The sequence below is a fragment of the Streptomyces blattellae genome, assembly GCF_009709555.1.
Lineage (GTDB): Bacteria > Actinomycetota > Actinomycetes > Streptomycetales > Streptomycetaceae > Streptomyces > Streptomyces blattellae.
This window is the reverse complement of record NZ_WJBG01000112.1, coordinates 1-26,305: the sequence shown is the minus strand read 5'-3', so window position 1 is coordinate 26,305 and position 26,305 is coordinate 1. Positions and strand designations below refer to the sequence as shown.

At 68.7% G+C, this 26,305-nt stretch carries 27 protein-coding genes and 1 other RNA gene; 16 read left to right on the top strand and 12 right to left on the bottom strand.

Annotation, left to right across the window (positions count from 1 at the left end; all coding sequences use genetic code 11):
- Nucleotides 1-76: 76 nt before the first annotated feature.
- Nucleotides 77-1,573, bottom strand: coding sequence for an ATP-binding protein (locus GFH49_RS05550; RefSeq protein WP_155054629.1), 1,497 nt, complete (start codon nucleotides 1,571-1,573; stop codon nucleotides 77-79).
- A 91-nt stretch (nucleotides 1,574-1,664) separates the two neighbouring features.
- On the bottom strand, nucleotides 1,665-2,141 hold the full coding sequence (locus GFH49_RS05545) for an ATP-binding protein (RefSeq protein WP_155054628.1): 477 nt from the start codon (nucleotides 2,139-2,141) through the stop codon (nucleotides 1,665-1,667).
- 236 nt (nucleotides 2,142-2,377) lie between these two features.
- Here GFH49_RS05545 and GFH49_RS05540 point away from each other — a divergent pair, with 236 nt between their 5' ends.
- The 12 genes from GFH49_RS05540 (at nucleotide 2,378) to GFH49_RS05485 (ending at nucleotide 9,326) form a co-directional block, all read left to right on the top strand.
- Nucleotides 2,378-3,232, top strand: a complete 855-nt coding sequence (locus GFH49_RS05540; protein WP_155054627.1) for a helix-turn-helix domain-containing protein — start codon at nucleotides 2,378-2,380, stop codon at nucleotides 3,230-3,232.
- A 13-nt stretch (nucleotides 3,233-3,245) separates the two neighbouring features.
- Entirely contained in the window at nucleotides 3,246-3,428 is a 183-nt protein-coding gene (locus GFH49_RS05535) for a DUF397 domain-containing protein (RefSeq protein ID WP_155054626.1), read from the top strand.
- A gap of 158 nt (nucleotides 3,429-3,586) precedes the next feature.
- Nucleotides 3,587-3,817, top strand: a complete 231-nt coding sequence (locus GFH49_RS05530; protein WP_155054625.1) for a hypothetical protein — start codon at nucleotides 3,587-3,589, stop codon at nucleotides 3,815-3,817.
- Complete coding sequence (locus GFH49_RS05525; RefSeq protein ID WP_196217860.1) at nucleotides 3,795-4,307, top strand: DUF6879 family protein; 513 nt, start codon at nucleotides 3,795-3,797, stop codon at nucleotides 4,305-4,307. Before GFH49_RS05530 ends, GFH49_RS05525 begins: the two co-directional genes overlap by 23 nt.
- A gap of 27 nt (nucleotides 4,308-4,334) precedes the next feature.
- Nucleotides 4,335-5,180, top strand: a complete 846-nt coding sequence (locus GFH49_RS05520) for a helix-turn-helix domain-containing protein (protein WP_155054624.1) — start codon at nucleotides 4,335-4,337, stop codon at nucleotides 5,178-5,180.
- A gap of 95 nt (nucleotides 5,181-5,275) precedes the next feature.
- Nucleotides 5,276-5,521 (top strand): hypothetical protein, encoded by a 246-nt coding sequence (locus tag GFH49_RS05515; RefSeq protein WP_196217859.1) that lies wholly within the window; start codon nucleotides 5,276-5,278, stop codon nucleotides 5,519-5,521.
- A 56-nt stretch (nucleotides 5,522-5,577) separates the two neighbouring features.
- Nucleotides 5,578-5,766 carry a hypothetical protein gene (locus GFH49_RS05510; RefSeq protein WP_230396171.1) on the top strand — a complete coding sequence of 63 codons (189 nt, stop codon included), beginning with the start codon at nucleotides 5,578-5,580 and terminating at the stop codon, nucleotides 5,764-5,766.
- Between the two features lie 58 nt (nucleotides 5,767-5,824).
- Complete coding sequence (dapF, locus tag GFH49_RS05505; RefSeq protein ID WP_155054622.1) at nucleotides 5,825-6,625, top strand: diaminopimelate epimerase; 801 nt, start codon at nucleotides 5,825-5,827, stop codon at nucleotides 6,623-6,625.
- A complete protein-coding gene (locus GFH49_RS05500; RefSeq protein ID WP_155054621.1) occupies nucleotides 6,622-7,713 on the top strand; it encodes a D-alanine--D-alanine ligase family protein in 1,092 nt (363 codons plus the stop codon). Before dapF ends, GFH49_RS05500 begins: the two co-directional genes overlap by 4 nt.
- Before the next feature lie 36 nt (nucleotides 7,714-7,749).
- Nucleotides 7,750-8,274, top strand: a complete 525-nt coding sequence (locus tag GFH49_RS05495; RefSeq protein ID WP_155054620.1) for a C39 family peptidase — start codon at nucleotides 7,750-7,752, stop codon at nucleotides 8,272-8,274.
- Nucleotides 8,274-8,636 (top strand): glutamate ligase domain-containing protein, encoded by a 363-nt coding sequence (locus tag GFH49_RS05490; protein WP_196217858.1) that lies wholly within the window; start codon nucleotides 8,274-8,276, stop codon nucleotides 8,634-8,636. Before GFH49_RS05495 ends, GFH49_RS05490 begins: the two co-directional genes overlap by 1 nt.
- Before the next feature lie 405 nt (nucleotides 8,637-9,041).
- Nucleotides 9,042-9,326, top strand: a complete 285-nt coding sequence (locus GFH49_RS05485) for a hypothetical protein (RefSeq protein WP_155054619.1) — start codon at nucleotides 9,042-9,044, stop codon at nucleotides 9,324-9,326.
- A gap of 43 nt (nucleotides 9,327-9,369) precedes the next feature.
- Here the strand turns inward: GFH49_RS05485 and GFH49_RS05480 are convergent, their stop codons facing one another.
- From GFH49_RS05480 to GFH49_RS05465, 4 genes are all read right to left on the bottom strand, one after another.
- A complete protein-coding gene (locus GFH49_RS05480; RefSeq protein WP_155054618.1) occupies nucleotides 9,370-10,656 on the bottom strand; it encodes an acyltransferase family protein in 1,287 nt (428 codons plus the stop codon).
- On the bottom strand, nucleotides 10,656-12,848 hold the full coding sequence (locus tag GFH49_RS05475; RefSeq protein WP_155054617.1) for a bifunctional polysaccharide deacetylase/glycosyltransferase family 2 protein: 2,193 nt from the start codon (nucleotides 12,846-12,848) through the stop codon (nucleotides 10,656-10,658). The genes GFH49_RS05480 and GFH49_RS05475 overlap by 1 nt, the downstream gene beginning before the upstream one ends.
- Entirely contained in the window at nucleotides 12,848-13,825 is a 978-nt protein-coding gene (locus tag GFH49_RS05470) for a hypothetical protein (RefSeq protein WP_155054616.1), read from the bottom strand. Before GFH49_RS05470 ends, GFH49_RS05475 begins: the two co-directional genes overlap by 1 nt.
- A gap of 228 nt (nucleotides 13,826-14,053) precedes the next feature.
- Nucleotides 14,054-15,010 carry a LysR family transcriptional regulator gene (locus tag GFH49_RS05465; protein WP_155054615.1) on the bottom strand — a complete coding sequence of 319 codons (957 nt, stop codon included), beginning with the start codon at nucleotides 15,008-15,010 and terminating at the stop codon, nucleotides 14,054-14,056.
- A 121-nt stretch (nucleotides 15,011-15,131) separates the two neighbouring features.
- On the opposite strand from GFH49_RS05465, the gene GFH49_RS05460 reads away from it, so the two are divergent.
- The 3 genes from GFH49_RS05460 to GFH49_RS05450 all read left to right on the top strand — a co-directional run bounded on the left by GFH49_RS05460 (nucleotide 15,132) and on the right by GFH49_RS05450 (nucleotide 19,788).
- The gene (locus GFH49_RS05460; protein ID WP_155054614.1) at nucleotides 15,132-16,379 is read left to right on the top strand and encodes an MFS transporter; all 1,248 of its coding nucleotides are present in this window, start codon (nucleotides 15,132-15,134) and stop codon (nucleotides 16,377-16,379) included.
- 149 nt (nucleotides 16,380-16,528) lie between these two features.
- A complete protein-coding gene (gene yicI, locus GFH49_RS05455; RefSeq protein WP_155054613.1) occupies nucleotides 16,529-18,778 on the top strand; it encodes an alpha-xylosidase in 2,250 nt (749 codons plus the stop codon).
- A complete protein-coding gene (locus GFH49_RS05450; RefSeq protein ID WP_155054612.1) occupies nucleotides 18,778-19,788 on the top strand; it encodes a LacI family DNA-binding transcriptional regulator in 1,011 nt (336 codons plus the stop codon). The genes yicI and GFH49_RS05450 overlap by 1 nt, the downstream gene beginning before the upstream one ends.
- A gap of 214 nt (nucleotides 19,789-20,002) precedes the next feature.
- Here the strand turns inward: GFH49_RS05450 and ssrA are convergent.
- The 5 genes from ssrA to ftsE form a co-directional block, all read right to left on the bottom strand.
- Nucleotides 20,003-20,371, bottom strand: a transfer-messenger RNA (tmRNA) gene (gene ssrA / locus GFH49_RS05445).
- A gap of 125 nt (nucleotides 20,372-20,496) precedes the next feature.
- On the bottom strand, nucleotides 20,497-21,039 hold the full coding sequence (smpB, locus tag GFH49_RS05440; protein WP_230396186.1) for an SsrA-binding protein SmpB: 543 nt from the start codon (nucleotides 21,037-21,039) through the stop codon (nucleotides 20,497-20,499).
- A 58-nt stretch (nucleotides 21,040-21,097) separates the two neighbouring features.
- Nucleotides 21,098-22,267, bottom strand: coding sequence for a S41 family peptidase (locus GFH49_RS05435; RefSeq protein ID WP_196217857.1), 1,170 nt, complete (start codon nucleotides 22,265-22,267; stop codon nucleotides 21,098-21,100).
- A gap of 67 nt (nucleotides 22,268-22,334) precedes the next feature.
- Nucleotides 22,335-23,252, bottom strand: coding sequence for a permease-like cell division protein FtsX (gene ftsX, locus GFH49_RS05430; protein ID WP_155054610.1), 918 nt, complete (start codon nucleotides 23,250-23,252; stop codon nucleotides 22,335-22,337).
- Between the two features lie 40 nt (nucleotides 23,253-23,292).
- The gene (gene ftsE / locus GFH49_RS05425; RefSeq protein ID WP_155054609.1) at nucleotides 23,293-23,982 is read right to left on the bottom strand and encodes a cell division ATP-binding protein FtsE; all 690 of its coding nucleotides are present in this window, start codon (nucleotides 23,980-23,982) and stop codon (nucleotides 23,293-23,295) included.
- Between the two features lie 267 nt (nucleotides 23,983-24,249).
- Here ftsE and GFH49_RS05420 point away from each other — a divergent pair, with 267 nt between their 5' ends.
- A complete protein-coding gene (locus GFH49_RS05420) occupies nucleotides 24,250-24,441 on the top strand; it encodes a hypothetical protein (protein WP_155054608.1) in 192 nt (63 codons plus the stop codon).
- Nucleotides 24,442-24,530: 89 nt separating this feature from the next.
- Here GFH49_RS05420 and GFH49_RS05415 read toward each other — a convergent pair whose 3' ends face one another.
- Complete coding sequence (locus tag GFH49_RS05415; protein ID WP_155054089.1) at nucleotides 24,531-26,210, bottom strand: IS1182 family transposase; 1,680 nt, start codon at nucleotides 26,208-26,210, stop codon at nucleotides 24,531-24,533.
- Nucleotides 26,211-26,305 lie beyond the last annotated feature (95 nt).

The window sequence follows — 26,305 nt, the reverse complement described above, 5'->3', positions numbered from 1 at the left end:
GAGAGGTTCTACGACGAAACGAACGCGCGCGGGTCGTCCTCTCCGCCGGGAGGACGGGCCGCGCCGGTCATCGCGGTCAGGCTCTTGCCCGCCCCAGGCCGTACAAGTCCCGCATCCCTACGAACATGCCCCGCCCCTCCCGCACCGCCTGCGCGAGATCGGCCGCGGGTGCGCTGCGCGCATAAAGGGCGAGGACGGCGTCGTCGGCAGCCCAGCCCTGGGCACACAGCACGTCCCGGATGTGCTCCAGGCGCCGCAGATCCGCAGCCGTTCTCGGCTTGTTCGTGGCTTTGGCCTCGCCGAGCAGTGTGACGCGGGCGCTCTTGTCACGTGGCCGGGACGCCCGGTCCAGCGCGACCACGTCGACCTCGTGCCCACGATGCTCACGGCAGGCAACGGTCGTCGTACCGACCTGCCCGATGTCGTCGAGGCCGCGCTCGCGCCCGTATCGAAGGGTCCACTGCCGGGCCAGATCCTCGAAGTGCGGCCCGAGGACCTTGGAGGAGAAGGTCTCCCGGGACCTCTCCCAGGCGGCACGTCCCTCACGGAGTTCGAAGTCGACGAGGTTCGGGCGCACGATCAGATCGTGGAAGCGGACGACGGGATCGGCCACGGTGATGACGGGTTTGCGCTGGAGCAGCAGATCCTGGTCGTAGCGGATGAAGGCGGCGGCCTTCATGATGTTGAGGTGGTACGTCAGCGACTTGGCGTCCATCCCGACCAGCCCGCCGATCTGCGTGGGGGTGGCAGCGCCGGAGGCCACGGCTTCCCAGATGGCGTGGTAGGTGGCGCGGTCGCTTATCCGGGGGTCTTCCGCCAGCAGGTATTCGGGCTCGGTGAACAGAATGTGGGACGGGTTGAAGACGCTGCGGGCCAGCCAGGCGTAGAACCCGTCGTCCCCGGGCTCAGGCGGGTCTCCGACGACATCGCGATAACCGGCCGCCCCGCCGAGTACGGCGTCCACCAGGAAGGCGGTCTCGGGGTCGGCCACGCCCCAGTACTCCGCCGCGTCCCGGAACCCGAAGGGCCCGATCCGCATGTCGATCACGGCACGTCCGCGCAGTGCCTGGTCCCCGGCGAGGAGGGTCGACATGGTCGAGATCGCGGAGCCGCAGAGGATGATCCGGAGGGGCGGTCTGCCGGAGGACGGGCCGCGCTGGTCGTAGAGGGCCTGGAGGACGGACGGCAGCTCCGGGGAGTGGGTGACGAGGTAGGGGAACTCGTCGAGGACGAGGAGAGGGGGCGTTTCTTGAGCCCGGCGGCTCGTGAGCACGTCCGCCGCGGCGTCCATGGCCTCCACCCACGAGGTGAAACGCCCGACCCGGAAGCCGATCGCCCGGGCCAGGCTGTCGGAGAAGCGGTCCAGAGCCATGGCGCGGCTCTGCTGGAGGGCGAGGGTGTAGACGCCGTCGACGGCTCGGCACAGATGCTCCAGTAGGAAAGACTTGCCGTGGCGCCGACGTCCTCGTACGACGCCGATACGCAGGCCGGGCGCCGAGTCGGTGCAGAACCGGGTGAGCTCGTCCCACTCGTGGGTCCGGTCGAAGACGGCCGCCGGCTTGGGAATGGTCATGGGTGCGGCTTCCTGAGCGATCCATAGCCCGGCTGCACTTAGCCTGGCTATGATTAGCCTAATTCGATTACGGCTATATGCGCGAGCGTGATCACGCTGCTACCTCTCGCAGTCGCCCCCGCGTGCCACTACCAACCTCGAACCACAGCAGCTTTCCCGCGCCCCGGTCGAGCAGGCCGTCACCGAGGGCTACGCCGCCCCAGCAGTCGGCGTACTCCTGGACGAGGACCAGCCCGCGCCCACCGAGGGCGTCCACCGGGGCGGGCGGGACACGGCCTCCGGGCGGTTGATCGAAAGGGGCCGGGATGCAGGGGCTCGTGTCCCAGACGCCGACCCGCAGTCGCCCGTCGCACAGGGCGGTCAGCCGGAGGGACGCGGGACCGTTGGTGTGCCGGTAGGCATTCGTGACCATCTCGGAGACCAACAGTTCGACGGCCTCAAGGACTTCATGTCTCCCGTGGCTGCCCAGCACCGACCGTACGGTCATACGTGCGACCCGTGCCGCGCGGGGGTCGTGGGGCAGGCGGAGGGCGTACACCCAGGTGTCGGTCAGGGATACGGTGCGCATGGAAACCTCCAGAAACTCCAGCGAGAAAGGGGACTTGAGCTCGCTCAACTGCCGTGCCCGGCGGTGGCATTGCCTGGGTTGGTGCGCTTCCGGCTTATGGGCGGGAGGAGTTGGGCGGCGTGAGGACTAAGATAGGAGCATGACGGGAGATAAATCTTCCAAACGCTGAAGAGGTACCCGCAATTGCCTCGTGTGGGTTACAAGAGCGCCGCATCGCGGCTTGGAAGGAGGTGCCCTTGCCACCCACCAACAACCCCACCTTGCGCCTTCGGCGTCTCGGCGCCGAACTGCGCAAACTCCGTGAGCGTGCCGGGTTCACCGTCACCGAGGCCGCGGCACAGCTAGGTGTCAACCAGGGCCGCGTCAGCATGATCGAAACCGGCCGCAGCTCCCTCAGCGCTGACCGTGTCCGAGCGGTGGCGTCCGCCTACGACTGCTCGGACGAGGCCCTGATCGACGCCTTGGCAGCGATGACCGGACGTCGGACACGCGGCTGGTGGGAGGAGTACCGCGAGCACCTGCCCGCCGCGCTGGTCGACCTGGCCGAACTCGAACATCACGCCGCCGGCCTGCGCGTTGCCCTCGCGATGCACATCCCGGCGCTGCTCCAGACGACGGACCATGCCCGCGCCCTCTTCCGTGCCGTGGTGCCACCCATGCGGCAGTACGAGATCGAGCACCGCCTCACCCACCGCATCAAACGGCAAGGCGTTCTGCACCGGGAGAACCCGCCCCCGTACTCGGCGATCACCCACGAGTCGGCCCTGCGGATGGGCTTCGGCGGCCCCGACGTGAAGCGCGGCCAGCTCAAGCATCTGCTCGGCATGAGCGAGCTGCCGAACGTCACCGTCCAGGTGATCCCCTTCGACACGGAGTACTACCCGAGCACGGGCCAGTCCTTCGACTACATCGTGGGCCCGGTTCCGCAGCTCGACACCGTGCAGCTCGACACCCACCACGGCGGCTGCGGATTCCTCGACGCGGAAGCACAGTTGAGCAAGTACCGTGCCGTGCTCGACCACATGGAGTCCTGCGCCCTCGGCCCTGCCGAGTCGCGCGACTTCATCCAGAGCCTCATCCAGGACACCTGAGAGAGACCGACCCGTGCAGACCCTCCACTGGCAGAAGTCCACTTACAGCGGCGACAGCTCGAACTGCGTCGAAATAGCCACCACCCTCACCACGATCCACGTCCGCGACTCCAAAACCCCCACCGGACCCCACCTCACGTTCCCACCCACCGCCTGGGCAGACTTCCTCTCGCACGCGGCGGACGCGAGGCACTGAGCACGAGTCCCGGCGTTCATGCCTGCCCCGTCGACCAGGTTTCACCTTTCGGGTCGCCGCCCGAAGTCCTGGCAAGTTTCGGCAAGTTCCTGGCTTGAGGGCTCGGTCGCGGGCAAGCTCTGGCACAGAGATCGTTACCGGCATCCGAGGAGGACATCATGGCCCTGCGTAAGCTCGGCAAGGACCCGGAGAGTCCCAGTGGCGGCTCGCCCACCATCTACCTCGACGAGGAGAAGGACAGCTATCTCGTGCAGGGGTGGAAGGTGGAGGACGGCGAGCGTCTCGGGCAGATGGACATCCCCGGCCACGAGTCGGTGGTGGAGATCCCCCGTCGCATGGTGCAGTTCTTCCTGGAGGTGAAGAAGGATGACGAGGCCCCCGACGTTTGAGGAGCTGTTCCGCGACTGCCAGAGGACGGCTGTTCATCTGGAGATGCGCGACGCCTACATGAAGTCGGACCCGGCCTTCATCGACTGGCAGGCCGGTGTGGTCCTCGATCCCGCCGAGCGCTGGGCTGACTGGCACGCCATCGTCACGGAGGCGACCTCGCGAGGCGTCGAGGTCCGACGTGCCCGCGTCGTGTCGACACCGGTCAGCGAATACATCCGCTTCGAGTACGACGTAACCGATGGGCTGAACATCGCCGCCGGTGAAGAAGTGCGTTGGCTCTCGCGGCGCAACGCGACCGATATCGCACTGCCGGGCAACGACTTCTGGCTGTTCGACTCCCGCCTCGTCCTCGTCAACCACTTCGACGGCGAGGGCGAGAACATGGAGGTGGAACTCACGGAGGACGCTGAGGTGGCGAAGCTCTGCGAGTCGGCCTTCGAAGCCGTGTGGAAGCGGGCAAGGCCGCATGCACAGTTCGAGCTGGCCTGACGGTTCGAACAGTCTCCTCGCACCGACATGACATCGCCCTCTTCGAGCATCCAGGAAGCCCGCAAGGCGCTCGGGCAACGCCTCGCCGGAATTCGGAAAGCAGCCGGACTCACCAAGCGAGCACTGGCCCAAAGCCTGGGGTGGCATGAGTCGAAGGCTTCGCGCTTCGAGAGCGGCGCCCGCGCGCCCTCGGAGCGCGACCTTCGCGATTGGTGTTCCGCGTGCGGCGCGGAGAGCGAGGCAGAAGACCTCGTCTCGACAGCCCGCGGAATTGAGGGCATGTATGTCGAGTGGCGCAAGATGGAGCGCCATGGACTCAATTGGGCGCAGGAGTCCGTCGTTCCCCTGTGGGAGCGCACCGAGCGCTTTCGCATTTACTCCCCTTGGCTCATCCCCGGGCCCGTCCAAACGGCCTCGTACATCACCGCTCTTCTGACCTCCATTCGTGCCCGCCGGGGACTCATCGACGATGTGCCGGCGGCCGTCAAGGTGCGCGTGGAGAAGCAGCAGGTCGTCTACGGGAACCACACGTTCGCCATCCTCCTGGAAGAAAGCGTTCTGCGGTACCGCATCGGCGGCACCGACGTGATGGCCGGCCAACTCGGCTACCTGCTCAGCGTCATGGCGCTCCCGTCGGTGAGCATCGGCATCATCCCCCAGGACGCAGACCGTTCGGGCCTCTGGCCCGTCGAGGGATTCTTCCTCTACGACGATGAATTGGTGAACGTCGAATTGATCTCGGCACATCTCACCGTCGTCCAGAAGCACGAACTTGCCATGTATGCCAAGACGTTCAGCGAGCTGGCCGAACTTGCCGTCTACGGCCCCGCGGCGCGCGAACTCATCACCGCTGCCATCGAATCTCTAGGGTGAATGCCCGGCAAGTTACGGCACACTCGTGGAGCCCCACCCGGCACCCTTCCTAGCTTTATAGGCACGGCTGAAAGCATGCTCCGGAAGGGCCAGAGATGACTGTGGCAAGTACCGGCAAGACGATCGAGACGGCCGAGGACACCGAGGGCGACGACACCCCCATCGACGTAGAGGCGATCTCCTCGCGAACGAACACCGTCCTCGGCCTGCGAATGGACACCACGATCCGCGCGGCGATGGACAGACAGTTGCCGACCCTCACGTGTGACCTGAACCGGTTGCTCCGCGAGGACCTGGGCGCCGCCGACGGCTCGCTCCTGCTCGGCATATGGAGGGGCTGATGTACGAGCGCAGGACCAAAGAGCCGCCCTCCATACCGCCTCCACCTCACGGAACCATGGGAAGCACCCGGCCACCGAGCGATGTCCGCGTCGGTGACTTCATCCATCTCGGCGGCACATACCAGCGAGTCCGGGACATGCGGTCGGCCGGCACCGCAGCCCACCGCGTACTGATCTTCGCCGGGTGCGAGCCCTGGATCATGCGAGAAGCCCGGACCACATACCGGCCCATCGACTGCCTCTGACCCGCCCTGTCCGACACCCCACCACCACCCTCACCTCACCATGCGAGGAGCTTTTGCCATGCGCTTTCGCAAGATCCATGGCGCCGGAAACGACTTCGTCCTGCTCTCCGACCTCGGCCCGGATGACGACAACGAGTGGCCCAAGGAAGCGGTACGTCTGTGTGCCAGGCGTACCGGCGTAGGCGCGGATGGCCTGGTCATCAGCAGGCTGATCCAACACAGCCCCGCCGTCCTCGAAGTCGCCTGCTTCAACGCGGACGGCTCCATCGCAACCATGTGCGGCAATGCCCTGCGGTGCTCCGCCTGGGCTGCTCACCGCGATCACGGCTTCCAGCAGATGAGTCTCCATATGGCCGGCGTCGCGCACGAGGCGGTCGTGTCGGACGACTCCGTGTGGGTCACGGCCGACGTGGGCGCGGTCCATCCTCGACGCTTACAGGCCTTGATCAACGGCAGGCCGACCTGGTTCGACAGCGCCCACACCGGCACGGAACACGTCGTAGCCATCGTGGACGACGTGGACGCCATCGACGCGGTGACGGTCGGGCGCCTGGTCCGCCACCACGCCGACCTTGTCCCTCTGGGGACGAACGTCAACTTCGTCCAGTCCGCCGGCCGCCAGGCGCTGAAGATCCGCACCTACGAACGCGGCGTGGAGGCGGAAACCCTGTCATGCGGAAGCGGGGCCGTGGCAGCCGTCGTGGTCGCCACCATGCGCGGGCTTGTGGCTGGCCGTGCCGTCACCGTCCACAACCTCGCCGGCCAACCACTCACCGTCCGGCCGCACGATGCCTGGCCGACCCGAACTCACTGGGTCGGCGGCCCGGTCACCAACACCTTCGAAGGGGTACTCGCATGACGCTCTTTCTCAACCCCAGCTCGGACCTGGCCGTGCAGAAGGCCGCTCAAGAGCTTCGCGAATGGGGCGGGAGCCGCCACGGCCTCGGCGTCGCTCTCATCTACGGGCCCGTGTCAGCCGAGGACAGGCTCTACCACTCGAAGTGCCCCGTCGAACAGCGCTCTGTCACTGCCCTGGCCGAAGCCCTGGAAGAGATCGGCTCCCGCTGGAAGGTGCTGAACCCCTGCGAGCCCGACTTCATCACGGAACTGGTCAAGTACGACGTGGCCCTCTCCAACCTGCACGGCCCGTACGGCGAGGACGGCCGACTGCAGGGCCTCCTCGACTACCTGCGCGTGCCCTACTGCGGCAGCGGCGTCGGGGCATCCGCAGTGGCCGCCGACAAGATCCTCTGCAAGCGCGTGATGCTCACCCTCTGCGTCCCCACACCCGGCTGGTACGTCTGGTCCGGCGGCCCGGTGACCTGGAACGGGCGCCCGGTGATGGTGAAGCCGGCCTTCGGCGGGTCCAGCGTGGGCATGAGTCTCGTGCGCGATCCGGCGGACCTGCCTGGTGCTCTGGCGGATGCGGCCGACAACGAGGGGGAGGCCGTGCTGGTCGAGGAGTACGTGGCCGGCACACCGATGACGGTGGGGCTGTTGGAGTTGCCGGGCGGCTCGGTCGTCGTCTTCCCGCCGCTGGCGACCGAGGCCACCGCGGCCGACTTCTATGACGCCGACACGAAGCTCGACGTGGACTCCAGGGGCGGCGTAATCGTGCGCGCCGCCGACCTGGCGCCCGACGTGCTGGACAAGATCACCAGGGATGCCCGGACGCTCTGGGACGGCCTCGGGTTGCGCGGTTCGGCGCGCATCGACTTCATCCTCACAGAGGACGGCGAGCCGTACGTGCTGGAGGTCAACACCACGCCGGGCATGTCCCGGGACAGCAACTTCGTGGTGGGGGCGGCGATGGTCGGACTCACGCACACGGACGTCGTGTTGGCGATGCTGCACGAGGCCCTGGCCCGCCCGCCATACGATGTCCCCCTGCCCACTCCCGCGTTCACCGGCACCACACGGGCTCGGGAGACTGCCGTCTCGCCGTAGGAGCCCGCCGCTGTGCCGCGCGTCCACGATGTCCCCATGTGCCGTCAGCTCATCGCCCCCGCCGAGTGGGATCTACACGGAGGATGGGCACTTGGGGACAGGATCGAATGGTCCAACCGGGCGTGCGGCCTGGCATCGCTGAGAATGATCCTGCTCGCCTACGGACGCGAGACACCCACCGTCACGGAACTCCTGAAACTCGCCGTCAAGCACGAGGTTCTGACCCCGCGTGGAGCACTCCACGCGGGGATCGCGAGCCTGGCGACCGACCTCGGAGTCCCCTCGACCGCAGCACCCGTCCCGGTCGAAGAACTGACGACGCGGCTCGACGACGCCCCGCTCATCGTGTCCGTGACCGAGCAGTTCCCCGACGACGGCCGCGCCGGCGGCCACCTCGTCATCCTTCGAGGCTACGAGGACGGCCCCGATCCGACGCTCCACTTCCGAGACCCGTCGGCCTGGGGTCAGACGCACGATCGCGTCCCCCTCAGCCGCGTTTCCGCTTCCTATACCGGCCGCGCGATCACCTTCGCGCCCCTGAGCTCCCACGGAGAATCCTGATGACCGAGGCAGACGGCGACACGACCGAGGCCACAGCCGGCCGGAGGATCGCCGTACTCGGAGAGATGCTGGAGCTGGGCGACGAAGCGGTGGAAGCTCACCGCGAGGTCGGGCGCATGGCAGCCGAGAACGGCGTCGATCTCGTCGTGGCGGTCGGCGGGGGCCTGGCCAAACAGCTCGCCCTCGCGGCGGGTGCGGCAGGAGTGCCGGACATCGCGATGGTCGGCGACAACGCCACAGCTGCCGCCTACCTCAAATCCGTCCTCCGCCCTGATGACGTTGTGCTCGTGAAGGCGTCCCGCGGCGGCCAGCTCTGGCAAATCGCCCAAGCACTCACCGGGCAACCCGTCACCGGCCTCTGAGCTCAGTCGCGTCGCTCCCTTCCGTCAGCCTGGGCGTCATCCCTCTCGGCACACCGCGCGGTGCCGGATGGCCCGTCGAGTCGTTCACCATGTTCGGTCTTCGCACTTGAGCATGCAGAGGCACCGACCAGTCGGCCGCGAGAATGTGACACTTGCCGCCGCAGTGTCACATTCCCGAAGACGAAGGCCTCTCGGCCGTGCCGCAAGCAGAGCGGAGCGGGCGAGTAGGCCCGGGGCGCGGTTCCGGGATGTGAGCCGTCACGGTTTCTGCAAAATCTCTCCATGTTTGTGAAGAACATGTCAGCGTCTGTGTGTCCCTCTCAAGAAACGCGGAGTACGCGTCAACTTCAAGTACCGGGAAGACAGAGGTCGAACGCCAGTGGAATGCGCGGTACGAGGACACTCATGGTGATCGCACTGGCCGCCGCCGTCGGCTGCGTCATGCTGGCCTCGGGCATGGCGGCCCTGTCCGTCGGATGGATCCCGCCCCGGTTGCGGGGCAGCGTCACTCGCCCCCGGCTCTGGGGGCTCGGAATTCTGGGCGTCGGTTTCTTCTGCGTCACACAAGTGCCGTCCTTGCGTTGGTCTTTCGAGGACGCTGGAGACGTCGGCATCGCCGTCCGGCTCCTCGTGTTCTTCGGCGGCTTGATCGCCGTGGCCTGCTCGGGGGACCGGCTGGTTCGTCGGTGAACTCATCGTGGGCGGGCTCGCGCGGAGCCCGCCCACGATGTGTTCAGCCTCGGTGCGCCCGGTCCAGGTGCACCTTCGACCTCGGCTGCGGGCGCTTGTTCTGGCTTCCGTCCGGCCACAATTGCGGCTTGCGCTTCGCCGCCAGGTCCTCCGCCCAGCCGAACGCGATCACGCAGATCCCGATCAGCACCCAGGTGACCGCCAGAACCGGCCACGAGCTTTCCAGCAGCCACGAGAAGTGCCGCCACATCACGTCGATCTCCCACAGCCGGTCCCACTGGGTCGCGGCGATCAGGATGCACGTGTTGTGCCAGAGGTAGATCGTCACCGCACGGGAGTTGAGCAGGGTGATCGGCCGGTCCCAGCGGCGCAGTCGGCGGGGCCATTCGGACCAGGACGGGCCGGCGTGCAACAGGAGCATCACCGTGCCGCAGGACCACAGGGCCTGGGCCAGAGGCATGCTGTCGAGGTCGTGGTCCGTGGTGAAGTTGTGGTTGAGGGCGTACCAGAGGCCCACAGCGGCGATGGCCGGGGCCACGGACGGGACGACATAGCGCGGAAGGCGCTGGAGGATGCCCTGCTGGTGCGCCATGCCGAGGATCCAGCAGGCTCCGAAGGTGCTGAAGTCCGTGAGCGCGGAGGGGATCCGCTCCCCGGGCAGGGTGATGTAGCCCAGCTCGAAAGCGGCCGACAGCGCGATCGGCGCGGCGATCGTCGCCACCGGCAGGGCGCGCAGGGCACGCAGCAGGAACGGCGACAGCAGGACGTACCAGAGGTAGGCGCGGACGTACCACAGCGGTCCCGCGAGGTCGACGGCCCAGTCCTCACCGATGAAGCCCTGGACGCCTGGCAGCCCCTCGGCGTACGGCGGGTCGCTCAGCGGGAGGATCCAGTACGTGAGGTGCAGCCACCACCAGCCCGGATGGCCCTCCGCGTCGGGCCCCCAGCCCTGGAGGACCATGCCGGTCACGCCCACGGCTCCCAGGAGCCACAGCGGGGGGAGCAGTCGGCGGATGCGGCTCTTGATGACCTGTGCGGGCGGACGCTTCAGCGAGCGGGCCATGAGGTTGCCCGCGAGCGCGAACATCACGCCCATGGAGGGGAAGATGAGCGGGAGCCAGGCCCAGCCCGTCAGGTGGTACAGGACCACGCGTAAGAGGGCGAGCGCGCGCAGCAGGTCGAAGTAGCGGTCGCGGACCGGGCCCTTCGACCCGGTCTGCTCGGGCACCGTCGGACGGGCCGGTTCTGCGGCACCGGACGGCGGGGCGGGTGCAGTCGCGTCCAGGACTTTCTGCGGGGTGGCCGGGGGCGGGAAGGGCGGCGTGCCCATCAGACCGGCCTCCCGTCCATCACCCGGTAGCGCTCGGCGGGTCCGGTCGGCGGCGCGGAGACTCCGCCCTTGCGCCGCAGCTTCTGCCAGCGCAGCCGGCCGCCGGTCAGGGCGGTGATCCAGGACTGGAGCAGCACGATATACATCAGCTGGCGGTACAGGATCTGCTGCAGCGGCAGCGAGATGAGCGGGATCAGGCGCTCACGGTCCAGGGCGAAGGCGTAGGCCGCGCAGGCCGCCTGGATGGCGAGGACGCCGAACCAGGCCAGAATCGTCTGCTCGGTGGGGCCGAAGACCAGGCCGTAGACGAGGAACAGGTCGATCAGCGGCGCCAGCAGGGGCGCGAGGACCATGAACAGGGACACCAACGGCAGGCCCACCCGGCCGAAACGGCCCGACGGGCCCCGTTCCACCAGTGCCCTGCGGTGCTTCCAGATCGCCTGCATGGTCCCGTACGACCAGCGGTAGCGCTGGGACCACAGCTGCTGGACGGATTCGGGTGCTTCCGTCCAGGCTCGGGCCTTCTCGGCGTACACCACGCGCCAGCCGTCGCGGTGCATCGCCATCGTGATGTCCGTGTCCTCGGCGAGCGTGTCGTCGCTCATGCCGCCGACCCGTTCCAGGGCAGAGCGCCGGAAAGCTCCGACAGCGCCCGGAATCGTCGGCATGCACTGCAGGACGTCGTACATCCGGCGGTCGAGGTTGAAGCCCATCACGTACTCGATGTGCTGCCAGGCACCGATCAGGGTGTCCTTGTTGCCGACCTTGGCGTTGCCCGCGACCGCTCCGACCCGCGGGTCGGCGAAGGGCTGGACGAGTTCGCGGACTGTGGCCGGTTCGAAGACCGTGTCGCCGTCCATCATCACGATCAGGTCGTAACGGGCGTTCGCAAGGCCGCGGTTGAGGGCGGCCGGCTTGCCCGCGTTGAGTTGTCTGATCACCCGTACGTTCGGCAGCCCCAGCCCTTCGACGATGCGGGCGGTTCCGTCGCTGGAGCCGTCGTCGACGACGATGACCTCGATGGGGTGGTCACTGCGCATCAGAGACCGCACGGTGTTCTCGATGCACTTGGCCTCGTTGTACGCGGGCACGAGCACCGACACGGGTTCGGTGACCGGCAGCGGCCCCCAGCGGAAGTCCGGGCGGCGGGTGCGGCGCGCGTGGATGCCGGACAGCAGCAGCATCAGGCCGAAGCGCGCGAAGACCAGGAACCCGATGATCGCCAGGCCGACGACCAGGATCGCGGTGATGTTGCTGGAGGCGTCGACCAGGAAGATCCAGGCCTTGCCCTTCCACAGTTCGAGACCGGTCACTTCGATGTGCGCGCTCGGTGCGTTGAGGGCCTCGGTGAGGTTCTGGAACTCGTAGCCTTCCCCCTGGAGTTGGGGAATGAGCTGGTCCAGTGCCTGGACGGTCTGGTGCCGGTCACCGCCGGAGTCGTGCATCAGGACGATCGCGCCCTCGCCGCTCTTGGGGGTGGAGTTGCGGATGATCTCGTCGACACCCGGCTTGCGCCAGTCCTCGCTGTCGGTGTCGTTGACGATCGTGATGTAACCGCGGCTGCCGATGTACTCGGTCACCGGCCAGGAGTTGTTGTCCATGTTCGCGGCCTTGGACGAGTACGGCGGCCGAAACAGGGAGGTGCGGATGCCGACCGAGCCGGCGAGCGCGAGCTGGTTCTGGGACAGCTCCCAGTCGATGCGCTCCTTCGACTGGTAGGAGAGGTCCGGGTGGTTGAAGGTGTGCAGACCGATCTCGTGGCCCTCGTCCACCATGCGCCTGACGAGGTCCGGGTAGCGGGAGGCCATGGTGCCGGTGATGAAGAAGACCGCGTGCGCGTTGTACTTCTTCAGGGTGTCCAGCACCTTCGGTGTCCACTTGGGGTCCGGACCGTCGTCGAAGGTGAGGACGACGCTGTCGTCCGGCACGCTCAGGCTGGTGCTGCGGCCGCTGCGGGTGTCGATGACCGGGCCGCCGTCAAGGATCTCCTGCGGCACCTTGTCGCTGGCCGTGGCGGGCCGGACACGGTAGTCGGCGAGGATCTCGCTGTGCACATACCCGCGCAGCATCAGCATCGCCATCATCGCGACAAGGACGAGCAGCGGCAGCAGCAGGCGCATGGGCAGGCGGCGGCGCCGGGAGTCGTCACGGGCTCCGGTCGCGGGCCCGGGACGGCGGGTGCGGGATGCCATCAGAGGACGTTCTCCGGGGACGGGGAGGGAGCGGAGGTGCCGTTCGGCTCCTCGGCGACGGGGCTCGGGGCGCTCGCTCCGTCGGCGACCGTGCCGGGGCCGGAACCGGGGCCGGGGCCGGAACCGGGGCCGGGGCCAGGGCCGAGGGTGGGCCCGACCGAGAACGTCGGGTCGACCGAGGGTTCGCCGCCGTCCGACGGGCTCGGGTCGGACGAGGTGGGCGTCGAGGGGCCGTTCGACGGCTCCGGGTCCTCGGGATCGTCGGACGAGCCGGTGCCGGGGTTCTGCGTCGTCCGAGTCGCCGAGGGCATGGGGTCGGTGGAGGCGCTGGGGTCCTCGGGGCCGACGGAGGCTCCGGGCGCGGTGGCGGACGCGCCGGGTGAGGGCGTCACGCCCCCGCCCGCAGACCCGGTGGCGCTGGGTGAGACGGAGCCGGTGCCGACGGGCGGCATCGACTCGGCGGGGAGCGACGGGGTGTCGACCTTGCCGGCCGGCTGTTCGTCCTGCTGGCCCGGCACGGGCAGCCAGGGCGCGTTGGAGTTGCCGGACACCAGGGTGGCCAGGATGACCACGGCGTAGACCGCGCAGGCGAGACCCACGGCCATGCCGATCCTGCGGTACCTACGGCTACGGCGACCCGACTCGTCGACGAACACCGGTCCCTCGGACGGGGAAGAGGAGCCGCCCGCGCCGGACGGTCCGCCCTTCGCCGCGTGCAGGCGCATGTTGTCGAGTTGCAGGCCTATGCCGTCGAGTTGGACTGTCACCTCGTGCGGGTCATGAGTGTGCCCGTCCGTCTCACCGGACTCCGCCCACGGGTCTCTGGGAGCGATGCCTCCATCGACCGCCAGCAGCACCTGGGTCTGGTCGGCTGGGGAAGCCCCCGACGCCGTACGGTGCGGCGCTCTCGTCCCCCCGGTCTCGGGAAAGGCCTGGGGACCGGCCCCCGGCGCATCGCCCGCCCCCGCAGCCGTCACCGGCAACTCCCGGGTCCCGGAGGCCACATCAGGCCACTCGGATTGGGCGTCTTCCCGCCAATTCTTCACGCGCACGCACATCCCCCCACGGGACAGTTCTGGGCGCGCATACGACTCCGAGCACACGTCGAGCGAACCGATCCCCCACCCGGCCCGAGCGCCCCCCTTACCACACCGTGCTCAGGGCATGAATGTAGCGCACCACGGAGGACCCGTGTTCGTCATGTGTCAGTTATGCGCACTTATTGTGTCCACGTCAATGGCTGGAATCCACCCCTCGACAGGCCTCCGCAACCACCCCTCCTCGGCGGCAAGTTGAGCCGCGGCCCGCCGAAGGGCCCCCAATCCGGGATGCACCAGCCCCTTTCGCCACACCAGTGACACGAGTGACAGCGGGACGGGGTCGACGAGGGGCCGAATCACCGTCGAAGGCATGGCCGGAAAATCCACCACGACAAGAATCGGGTTCCTCATCTTGGCCATGATCCGCTGGAACTCCTCGTCACCCACCGCGAGCGGCGCGGGCGCGGCGACCTCGATGCCGCGCCCCTCGAACAGCCGACGGGCCAGATCGGTCCACTCCGGGGTCCGCGGATTTCCGGCCCCGGCGTACACGGCCTCGCCCGCGAGCGCGTCGAGCGGCACCGTCTCGCATCCGGCCAGCCGGTGGTCCTCGGGCAGGACGACCGCCATCGGCTCGTACCGCACCGGCTGGTGCTCCAGCCGGCCCCGCAACGCCGGGTCCAGCCCCGCGTACCGCCCGAACGAAGCGTCCAGCCGCCCCGCGATCAACTCCCCCGCCGCCCAGGTCAGGCCGCTCTCGAAGCGGGCCATCAGCTCATGCTCGGGGGCGAGTTCACGCGCCCGGTGCAGCACCCGGCGGCCGGTGACGAGACCCGGCGAGTTCAGGTCCACCAGCAGCGGCCTGGCCTGCCCGAACGCCGCCAGCAGCTCCTCCTGCGCCGCCAGCACCCGACGCGCGTACGGCACCAGCCGCTCGCCGTCGGCCGTCAGCGTCACCTGGCGCGTGGTCCGTACGAACAGCTCGGCGCCCAACTCCCGCTCCAGGCGCCGTACATCACGGCTCAGCGCCTGCTGGGCGACGTAGAGCCGGGTCGCGGCGCGGGTGAAGTGCAGCTCCTCGGCGACGGCGAGGAAGGCGCGCAGCAAGCGGGGATCAGACATGAGGCGAACTTACGACGCAGGTGCGTGAATCGGCCCGCAGGGCAACTCACATCACAGGTGCGTGAAATCGACCCGGAGAAGGTGTTGGACCCCTTGATCACCCACGGGCGACGGTTGCTCCATGCCCAGCCGCCACCGCCGCTCCACCCGCGGCACCTACCGCCCCTCCCTGTCCAGCCCTTACCGCCACCTCTTCACCCTCCCCGGCACCCGAGCCTTCACGATCGGGAATCTCATCGCCCGGCTCCCCATGGGCATGTTCAGCGTGAGCGCGATCCTGATGATCGCCGGTTCGCGTGGCTCGTACGCCCTCGCCGGCGCCGTCACCGCCACCGGCCTCGCGGCGACCGCCGTGACCGCCCCCTGGATCGCGCGGCTCGTCGACCGGCACGGGCAGGCCCGGGTCGCCGTACCCGCCACCACCCTCGCCGCGCTGGGCAGCCTCGCGCTGCTGCTGTGCGTGCGCTACGGCGCCCCGGACTGGACCCTGTTCGCCGCCTATGCCGCGACCGCCACCACGCCCAACCTCGGCGGCATGTCCCGCGCCCGCTGGGCCCACCTGCTCAAGGGCGACGACAAGGCCCTGCACACGGCCATCTCCTTCGAGCAGGCCGCGGACGAGCTGTGCTTCATGCTGGGCCCGGTCCTCGCGGCCTTCCTCTGCGGAACGTTCTTCCCGGAGGCGGGCACACTGACCGGCGCCGTGCTCCTCCTCACCGGCATGCTGCTGTTCGCGGCGCAACGCGCAACCGAACCGCCGGTACGGCAGCGAGAACCGGCGAAATCCCCCCTCCGCACCCCCGGCATGCCCCCACTCCTCGCCGTATGCCTCGCCCTGGGCGCGGTCTTCGGCTCGATGGAGGTCGTGACGCTCGCGTTCGCGGACACACAGGGTCACAAGTCGGCGGCGGGCGCGATCCTCGGCCTCCAGGCGGCCGGTTCGTGCGCGGCGGGCCTGCTGTACGGGGCGATGGAGCCGGCCGGTTCCGCCGAACGCCGTTACCCGTACTGCATAGCCGCCATGACCGCGCTCATGAGTCTGCCGCTGCTCGCCGCGGCCCTCACCGGCTCGCTCCTCGTCCTGGCCGGGGCCCTGCTCGTCGCCGGTATGGCGACGGCGCCGACCATGGTCACCAACATGACCCTGATCCAGCGGCACACCCCGGCCGACCGCCTCAACGAGGGCATGACGCTCGCCGTGACGGCGCTGCTCGGCGGTATCGCGTGCGGCAGCGCGCTGGGAGGCTGGACCACGGAGCACGTGTCGGCGACGGCGGCCTTCGGGATACCGGTGAGCGCCGCGGCGGCGGCCCTGTTGATCGCCGTCGCCGCGGCACCCCGCCGAACCGATTCACGCCCGGCCCATTGACGCCCTCACAGCCCTCCACCTACCGTCCCAATCGAAGCGCTTCGACGCAATCCGTCGAATCGATTCGACGAATCGCTTCGACGACCTGGGCCGCAAAGTGGGCTCACCCGCGGCGTCGCCGTGGGAGCCGTGACGTAAGGGACCCCCACGTGAAGTTCACCGACGGCTACTGGCTGCTCCGCGAAGGTGTCACCGCCGCCCACCCGGTCGAGGTGCTCGACGTCACCGCGACGGACGGCGCGTTGGAGATCCACGCGCCGACCCAGCCCATCCGGCACCGCGGCGACCTGCTGAAGGGACCGGTCGTGACGATCAGCGCCCATACGCCGATGCGCGACGTCATCGGCCTCACCTTCACCCACTTCGCGGGCGAGCAGCCGCGCGGGCCGCAGTTCGACATCGCGAAGGAGGAGCCCGCGGCCCACACGGAGTACGACGAGGAGCACGCGACCCTGACCTCCGGCGCGCTGTCGGTCCGGGTGGCCCGCACCGGCCCCTGGCACGTCGACTTCCTCGCCCACGGCCGCACCCTCACCTCCAGCGGCCCCAAGGGCATGGGCATCATGCGGGACCGGGAGGGCTTGCACTACCTGCGGGAACAGTTGAACCTCAAGGTCGGCACCTCCGTCTACGGCCTCGGCGAACGCTTCGGCCCGCTGGTCAAGAACGGCCAGGTCGTCGACATCTGGAACGCCGACGGCGGTACCGCCACCGAGCAGGCCTACAAGAACGTCCCCTTCTATCTGACGGACGCGGGCTACGGCGTCTTCGTCGACCACCCGGGCAAGGTCTCCTTCGAAGTGGGCTCGGAGACGGTGTCACGGGTCCAGTTCAGCGCGGAGACCCAGCAGTTGACGTACTACGTCATCTACGGCCCCTCCCCCAAGGACATCCTCCGCAAGTACACCGCCCTCACCGGCCGCCCGGCCCTGCCGCCCGTCTGGTCGTTCGGCCTGTGGCTGTCGACGTCCTTCACGACCTCGTACGACGAGGAAACGGTGACGTCCTTCATCGAGGGCATGAGGGAGCGCGAACTCCCGCTCTCCGTCTTCCACTTCGACTGCTTCTGGATGCGCGAGTTCAACTGGTGCGACTTCCAGTGGGATCCGCGGGTCTTCCCGGACCCGGAGGGGATGCTGGCCCGCCTGAAGGCGAAGGATCTCCGGATCTGCGTCTGGATCAACCCGTACATCGCCCAGCGCTCCCCGCTGTTCGCGGAGGGCAAGGCGCTCGGGCATCTGCTGAAGCGGCCCGACGGCAGCGTCTGGCAGTGGGACCTGTGGCAGCCGGGCATGGCGCTGGTCGACTTCACCTCCCCCGCCGCCCGCGACTGGTACGCGGCCAAGCTGGAGGCGCTGCTCGCGCAGGGCGTGGACTGCTTCAAGACGGACTTCGGCGAGCGGGTGCCGGTGGACGTGGCGTGGTCCGACGGCTCCGACCCGGAGCGGATGCACAACTACTACACGTACCTCTACAACCGCACGGTCTTCGACGTGCTGCGCAAGCACCGTGGCGAGGAGGAGGCGGTCGTCTTCGCCCGGTCGGCGACGGCGGGCAGTCAACAGTTCCCCGTGCACTGGGGCGGCGACTGCGAGGCGACGTACGAGTCGATGGCCGAGTCGCTGCGCGGCGGGCTGTCGCTCGGGCTCTCCGGCTTCGGGTTCTGGAGCCATGACATCGGCGGCTTCGAGGGCACGCCGACGCCGTCGCTGTTCAAACGGTGGCTGGCGTTCGGGCTGCTGTCGTCGCACAGCCGGCTGCACGGCAGCTCGTCCTACCGGGTCCCGTGGCTGTTCGACGAGGAGTCGGTGGACGTGCTGCGGCACTTCACCCGGCTGAAGCTGAGTCTGATGCCGTATTTGTACGAGGCCGCCCGCACCGCTCATGCCGAGGGGACGCCGGTCATGCGGGCCATGGTGCTGGAGTTCCCGGACGATCCCGGGTGCACGCATGTGGAGCGGCAGTACATGCTGGGGGCGGATCTGCTGGTGGCGCCGGTCTTCGACGATGAGGGATATGTGACATATTACTGTCCCGAGGGCGTCTGGACACACTTCGTCAGCGGGCAGACGGTCACCGGCCCGCGCTGGGTGCGCGAGAAGCACGGCTTCCTGAGCGTCCCCCTCCTCGTCAGACCCGGTGCGGTGATCCCGGTCGGCGCGGTGACCGACCGGCCCGACTACGACCACGCGGACGGGGTGACGCTGCGGACGTACGGGCTGGAGCGGGGCGCCCAAGTGACGGTGCGGGTCGGGGAGGTGGCCTTCACCGTCGTACGCGAAGGGGACACGCTGCGGGCGTCGTGCGGTGACCCGTCGGCGCCGTGGGGGCTGGCCGCGGGTGAGCGAGTGGTACGCGCGCCGGCCGGGACCGGGTTCCTGACGGTGGAGCTGGGCTGATGGTGAAGATCACTGATGTGGCCCGGCACGCCGGGGTCTCCCCCAGCACCGTCTCCTACGCGCTCAGCGGCAAGCGCCCGATCTCCGAGGAGACCCGGCAGCGCGTCGAGGCAGCCATCCGCGAGCTGGGCTACCGGCCGCACGCGGGCGCCCGCGCACTGGCCAGCAGTCGCTCGAACGTGCTGGCGCTGGTGGTGCCCTTGCGAGCCGGCATCCACGTCCCGGTGGTGATGCAGTTCGCGGTGTCGGTGGTGACGACGGCACGGCGGTACGACCATGATGTGCTGCTGCTGACGCAGGAGGAGGGCGAGGAGGGCCTGCGCCGGGTCGCCGACACGGCCCTCGTCGACGCGCTCGTGGTGATGGACGTCCAGCTCGACGACGCCCGGCTGCCGCTGCTGCGCTCACTGGACCTGCCATCGGTGATGATCGGCTTCCCGGCGGAGGCGGACGGCCTGACCTGCATCGACCTCGACTTCAAGGCGGCCGGCGAGGCATGCGTGGAGCATCTGGCGCGGCTCGGGCACCGGGTGGTGGCGCTGATCGGGTCGCCGCCGGAGGTCTACGTCCGCCAGACCGCGTTCGCCCAGCGCGTGGTCCAGGGTTTCACCGCCGCCGCCGACCGGGGCCGGCTCGTCTCCTCGGTCCACCCGTGCGAGGCGACACCCGCCGCCGCCCGCGCGGTCGCCGAGCAACTGCTGCGCGAGCAGCCCGCGTTGACCGGGGTGGTCGTCCACAACGAGGCGATCCTGGAGCCGCTGATCGACGCCTTCGACCAGCTCGGCCTGCGCGTCCCCGCCGACCTGTCCGTCACCGCCATCTGCCCCGACGAACTCGCCGCCGCCCCGCGCACCCCGGTCACCTCGGTCGCCCTGCCCTCCGCCGAGGTGGGCGCGCGGGCCGTGGAACTGCTGATGAACAAGCTCGACGGCAAGACGGTGCCCGAGGCCACGCTGCTGCCGCCCCGCATGACAGAACGCGCGAGCACGGCGCCGCGGGCGTTTCCCTGACAACGGCGAAGGCGACGCGGCCCGCGCTGTCCGCGGGCACACGTCGCCTGCGTCTTCGGCGGACCTTCCGGGCGGCGACTCGAACTCTCCGGCCCACTCCGAGCACGGGGGTGCGGGTGGCGAAGCCCCCGCCTCGCGCGGCGAAGCCGGGGCCGCAGAAACGACGAGGGCGACATGTACTCGCGCTTTCCGCGAGCACATGTCGCCCTCGACCTCGTGGAGATGGCGGGAATCGAACCCGCGTCCAACGGTGCGGAATCAGGGCTTCTCCGTGTGCAGTCCGCTGTGATTTTCTCGGCCCCGGCGATCACGCGAACAAGTCGCCGACGGGCCCAGTCACTGTTTGGTTTCCCTCTTCACCCCGTGACCGGGATCAAGGTTTAGTTCCCTAGCTGATGCCAGGATCCGGGTCGGGAACAGCCCCGGGCTGACACTTCGCAAGTCGCTACTTAGGCAGCGAGGGCGAAGGAATCGCGCTTGGTGTTGGCGATTATTTTTTGCGACATATGGTTTACGAGATCATTGCCGCTTCCTCGACACGCTTCCCCTGCTTCGACAGCCGCTGTCGAAACCGATCATCCCCATGTTGATTTTTCAAAGCGGCAACCTTCACCGCGCGCACCGGTCACCCGGTGTTAGTGCCATCGTACGGGACCAGCGCACCCGCGTGCCACCATATTCCCCGCCGCTGGACGCCGCTCGACACCGCTAGACGCCGCGCTGCCGCCGCTTCGCCGCCGCGATCGCCCGGTCCGACTCCCGCCGGTCCTGCTTCTCCCGCAGGGTCTGGCGCTTGTCGTACTCCTTCTTGCCTCGCGCGAGAGCGATCTCGGCCTTCGCGCGGCCGTCCTTGAAGTACAGGGCGAGGGGCACGATGGTGTGGCCCGTCTCCTGGGACTTCGCCTCCAACTTGTCGATCTCCTCGCGGTGCAGGAGCAGCTTTCGCTTGCGGCGCGCGGAGTGGTTGGTCCAGCTGCCCTGGTGATACTCGGGGATATGGGCGTTGTGCAGCCACGCCTCGCCCCGGTCGATCTGGACGAAGCCGTCGGTCAGCGACGTCCGCCCCTCACGCAGCGACTTGACCTCGGTACCCATGAGGACGAGGCCGGCCTCATAGGTGTCGATGATCGCGTAGTCGTGCCGGGCCTTCTTGTTCTGGGCGACGATCTTGCGCTTGCCGCCCTTCTCGCCGTCCCTGGCCTTCGCGGCCCCGCCGCCCTGCTTGGGCTGGGACTCCTTGGGTACGTACATTCCCTTGCTCATAGTGCTGGCCATTTTCGCACTACAGGGGGGTTCGAGGGAAAGGCGATTATGAAGCGTCCCCGAGCCCGCTCAGCACGGTCTCCGCCTGCTTCAGCGCCCCGGTGTCGGCTTCCAGGTCGGGCGTGATGCCCTTGCCGTCGACGCCGCGGCCGGACGGCGTGCGGTAGTGCCCCACGGTCAGCTCGGCGACGGAGCCGTCGGGCAGCCGGGTCGGCATCTGCACGGACCCCTTGCCGAAGGTGCGGGAGCCCACGACCACCGCGCGACCGCGGTCCTGCAGGGCGCCGGTGAGCAGCTCCGCCGCGCTCATCGTGCCGCCGTCGACGAGTGCGACCAGAGGTCTGGCGGTGTCGCCGCCGGCCTCGGCGTGCAGGGCGTGCTGGGTGCCGTCGACGTCGTACGTGGCGACGAGGCCGCCGTCGAGGAAGGCGGACGCGGCGGTGACGGCCTCGGTGACCAGCCCGCCGGAGTTGCCGCGCAGGTCGAGGACGATCCCGGCGTCGGCGGGAACCTGTCGTACGGCATCGCGGACGACATCGCCGGAGCCCTTGGTGAACGCGTCGATGGTGATGACGCTGACCCGGTCGGCAAGACTCCGGACGGTGACCGAGTCCGTGGACAGACGGGCCCGGCGCAGAGTGAGGTTCCACGCGCGCGTGCCGCGTTCCAGGCCGAGCCGGACGGTCGTACCGGCGGCAGCGTCGGTCGCGTCGCCGCGCAGTAAGGCGACGACCTCGGTGACGGGCCGCCCGTCGACAGGTGTGCCGTCGACGCTGCGCAGCAGGTCTCCGGCGCGGATCCCGGCGGCGGCCGCGGGCGACCCGCTGCTCACCTTGGTCACCTCGATACGGCCGTCCCGCTCGCCGCGCGTCCACAGGCCGACGCCGGTGTACTCGCCGTCGAGCGACTCCTCGAACTCCTCGTACTCGCCCTCGGAGTAGACGGCGTCCCAGCGGTCGCCGCTGCGGCTCACCTCGCGTTCGGCGGCCTCCATGGGGGACTTGCCGGCGGCCATCGCCTCGGCGGCGGCCTCGGCGACCTCCTCGGGCCGAGCGGCGGAGGCGGCCGAACGCGGCGTGGCCGGCGTGGTCTTCCGGTCGGGTCCGGGCAGGGAGCCGGTCGCGGCACCGGCGACCAGCACACTCGCGAACACCAAGGTCAGGGCGGCCCCGCGGCCGAAGCGGCGGGGCTGACAGAACAGGTCACGGCCTGACATGCCGGTGAGTCTAGGACAACGCGAAGGGCCGCACGGCCGGTTGACCGTACGGCCCTCTTGGCATGCGTCACACCTTCAGGTACTTGCGCAGCGCGAAGAGCGCGGCAAACGCCGGCATCAGCACGCTTGTCGCGAGGATCAGCGGCAGCTTTGTCAGTACGGCGTCCCAGCCGATGAAGTTGATCACGGTCAGCTGATCGGCCAGGGCGAGGCCGTGGTCGATGATGAAGTACCGCGCGAAGACCAGGAACGCGCACGCGATCCCGCCGCCGATCAGCCCGGCGACGGCGGCCTCCATGATGAACGGCGCCTGGATGTAGAAGCCGGAGGCGCCGACCAGCCGCATGATGCCGGTCTCGCGCCGCCGGCTGAACGCCGAGACCCGCACGGTGTTGACGATCAGCATCAGCGCGACGACCAGCATCAGTGCCATCACCGCCCGCGCCGCCCAGTTCATGCCGTTCAGCAGCTCGAAGAGGTTGTCCACTGTCTCGTTCTGGTCCTGCACCGACTGCACCCCGTCCCGCCCGTCGAAGGCGGTCGTGACGACCTGGTACTTCTCCGGGTCCTTCAGCTTGACCCGGTACGACTCCTGCATCTGGTCCGGCGTGAGCGAACTGGCCAGCGGGGAGTCGCCGAACTCCTCCTTGTAGTGCTTGTACGCCTCGTCCTGCGACTCGTAGATGACCGTGTCGACCACGGACATCTTCTCCAGGTCGCCGAGGATCTGGTCCTTCTGGTCCTTGGTGACCGCGCCCTTGGCACAGTTGGGGTCGGACTCGGCGTCGCTCTTGTTGCAGAGGAAGATCGAGACGTTGACCCTGTCGTACCAGTAGCCCTTCATCGTGTTGACCTGGTCGCTCATCAGCAGCGACCCGCCGAACAGGGCGAGGGACAGGGCGACGGAGATGATGACCGCGAAGGTCATCGTCAGATTGCGGCGGAGACCGACACCGATCTCGGACAGAACGAACTGGGCGCGCATGGCGTCTCTTTCAGGCCTTTCCGTGGACGAGGAGTGCGGGTCAGTGCTGGTAGCCGTAGACGCCGCGTGCCTGGTCGCGGACGAGGCGGCCCTTCTCCAGCTCGATGACGCGCTTGCGCATCTGGTCCACGATGTTCTGGTCGTGCGTGGCCATCACGACGGTGGTGCCGGTCCGGTTGATCCGGTCGAGCAGCTTCATGATGCCGACAGAGGTCTGCGGGTCGAGGTTGCCGGTCGGCTCGTCCGCGATCAGCAGCTTGGGCCGGTTGACGAAGGCCCGCGCGATCGCCACGCGCTGCTGCTCACCACCGGACAGCTCACCGGGCATCCGGTCCTCTTTCCCGCCCAGCCCGACGAGGTCGAGCACCTGCGGCACGGACTTGCGGATCTCGCCGCGCGACTTGCCGATCACCTCCTGCGCGAAGGCCACGTTCTCGGCGACCGTCTTGTTCGGCAGGAGGCGGAAGTCCTGGAACACCGTCCCCAACTGGCGGCGCATCTGCGGCACCTTCCAGTTGGACAGGCGCGCGAGATCCTTGCCCAGGATGTGCACCTGACCGTGGCTGCACCGCTCCTCGCGGAGGATCAGCCGCAGGAAGGTGGACTTTCCGGAGCCGGAGGACCCCACCAGGAACACGAACTCGCCCTTCTCCACTTCCAGGGACACATCCCTGAGTGCGGGGCGGGTCTGCTTGGGGTAGACCTTGGAGACGTTGTCGAATCGGATCACGGATGCACCACGGTTAGCCGGGGGTAGATGAGCGTGACCATACGCGAACGGGGAGCATGAGCGCAGGCGCCGGTGGGGTTGAGTGAGGGTTGTGCGCTTTTGTACCGGGGAACTCGGCAGCCGAGGCAAGGGCAGCGCCGGTAGAGGGGCGCGGGGCTGAGAGCGACCCGCGCGCCCTCCGGAGGAACCTGGCATGGTGGAGAGGGGAACGTTCTCGGACCGCAGGACGTTCTCTCGGTGGAACCGTTCGCAAGGAGGGCGAGGCGCATGACGTACGACCGGCTGGTGTGCGCGAACTGCGCGGCGCCCGTGACCGAGGGCCGCTGCCCGGTCTGCCGGGCGAACCGCGAGCGACTGCAGCAGGAGAACTTCTTCGCGGGACTCAACCCGATGACGCTGATCGCGCTGTTGGCGATCCTGATCGCGGCCGTGGCACTGCTGGCGCACCAGACCGCCTAGAGCGGCCTCGGACGCGCGTTCCAGAAGTTCCAAAAGACCGTGTGAAAGAAGACGTGCGAAAGGCCCGGAGCGACACCGGACGCTGTTGGTTAATTCGGGCCCTGTTGCTTCGCCCCGTCGACTTGGTCGGCGGGGCGAAGTGCTGCGAAGTGGCTGGTGCGGGTGCGGGCTCGTGGTGTGCCGGTGAGGTGGGCGTCGATGCGGGTGAGGTTGATGGCGGCGCCTGTGAGCTGGTGCTGGAGACTGGTCTTTGCCAGGCCCCGGTAGCGGGATCTGCGCAGGCCGCAGCGCTGGAGGCCTTGAGAAATGGTGCCCTCGACCCCGGCACGGATCTTGTAGCGTTCCTTCCACACGTCGGTCTGCTGCTCGGTCCGGGCGGCCTGGACGGCTTCATGTTCGGCGCGGTGGCGCAGGGTGATCTCCCGGCGTTCGGCCTTCGGTGAGCTGACGCAGTCACGCAGGTGGGTGCAGGTGCGGCAGTCGGCCGGGTTGAAACGAACCCGGATGACGGGTTGGCCGTGCTGCGAGTGCCGGTGGTGCCACTGCGTGCTGGTAATACCGTCCGGGCAGGTCACCTGCTGTTTGTCCCAGTCGATGGTGAAGGCGTCCTGTCCGTAGGGGCCGTCCTTCTGGGCCGTGGTGTTGGCCGCCATCGGGCCGTGCAGAGCGATGCCGTGTTCGCTGCGGGCGGCCACGACCTGGGCGGCGTTGGGGTAGCCGGCATCGACCCAGTGTTCGCCGGGCAGGCAGTCCCGTTCGGCGAGGGAGGCGTGGATCGGGCCGGCCATCACGCTGTCCGGGACGGTGGCGTCGGTGGTGGCCACGTTTGTGATCAGGTTCGGGGTGTCCGGCTCGCAGGTCTCGGTGAGATGGGCCTTGTATCCGTCCCACAGGATGTCGCGTTTCTTGCTGCCCCTCGCCTCGGGGTCATAGGGCGTGACCAGGCGCGTCGCGCCCGGCGGGCGGTCTTTTGGGTCCCGCCGCCGCACCTCGCCCCCGGTCAGGTGGAAGTGCTGAACCCACATCTGCCGCAGAATCTGGACCGGCTCCAGCTCCCGCAGCCCGGCCGGCGCCCGGGGCGAGAAGACGGCCTCAAGCAGTCGCATCCCGTCAGCCCCGATCCGCCTGCCGACCTCCTCCCGTCCGACCTGGCCCTTGGGGAACCGGGAGTCCTCGGCCCGGGTGGCGTAATGCCTGAACCACTCTGGTTCGGCAACCTCCACCAGCCAGTCGGGGGCAGCCTGCGCGAGCGTGTTCAACGCCGAACGGAGCGTCTCCGCCACCATCTCCAGCCAGCACAGCTCCCGTGCCGCGGACTGAACATGCGTGGAGTCGGTCCTGGCCCGGCCTGCCGTCTTCAGCAGTCCTTTCTCCCGGGCCGCGGCCAGGATGCCGTCCAGCACCCGCCTGCCCGCCTCCGCCTCGATGAGGCGGTCGCGGAACTCCGACAACACCGAGAAGTCGAAGCCCGGATCAGTCAGTTCCAGCGCGAGGGCGTACTTGAAGTCGATCCTCGCCCGCACCGCCTCGGCGGCCTGCCGGTCGGTGAGACCCTCGACGAACTGCAACACCAGCACCAACGCCAGCCGCCCCGGTGACCAGGCAGGCTTCCCCCGCGCAGGGAAGAGATCCGCGAACTCCTCGTCGGTGAACAACGGTCCCAGCTCGTCCCGGACGCGGATCGCCAGGCTCCCCTTCGGGAACGCGGCCCGCGCCACCCGCACCGTCTCCACCGGAATCTCGCCCGGCCCGCTCGGCTGCATAGACATCGACACCCACCCCATACGACAACGTCGGCTCCCAAGACCACAACCGGGTCTTGGGAGCCGACGTCACGCACGGGCCCGAATTAACCAACAGCGTC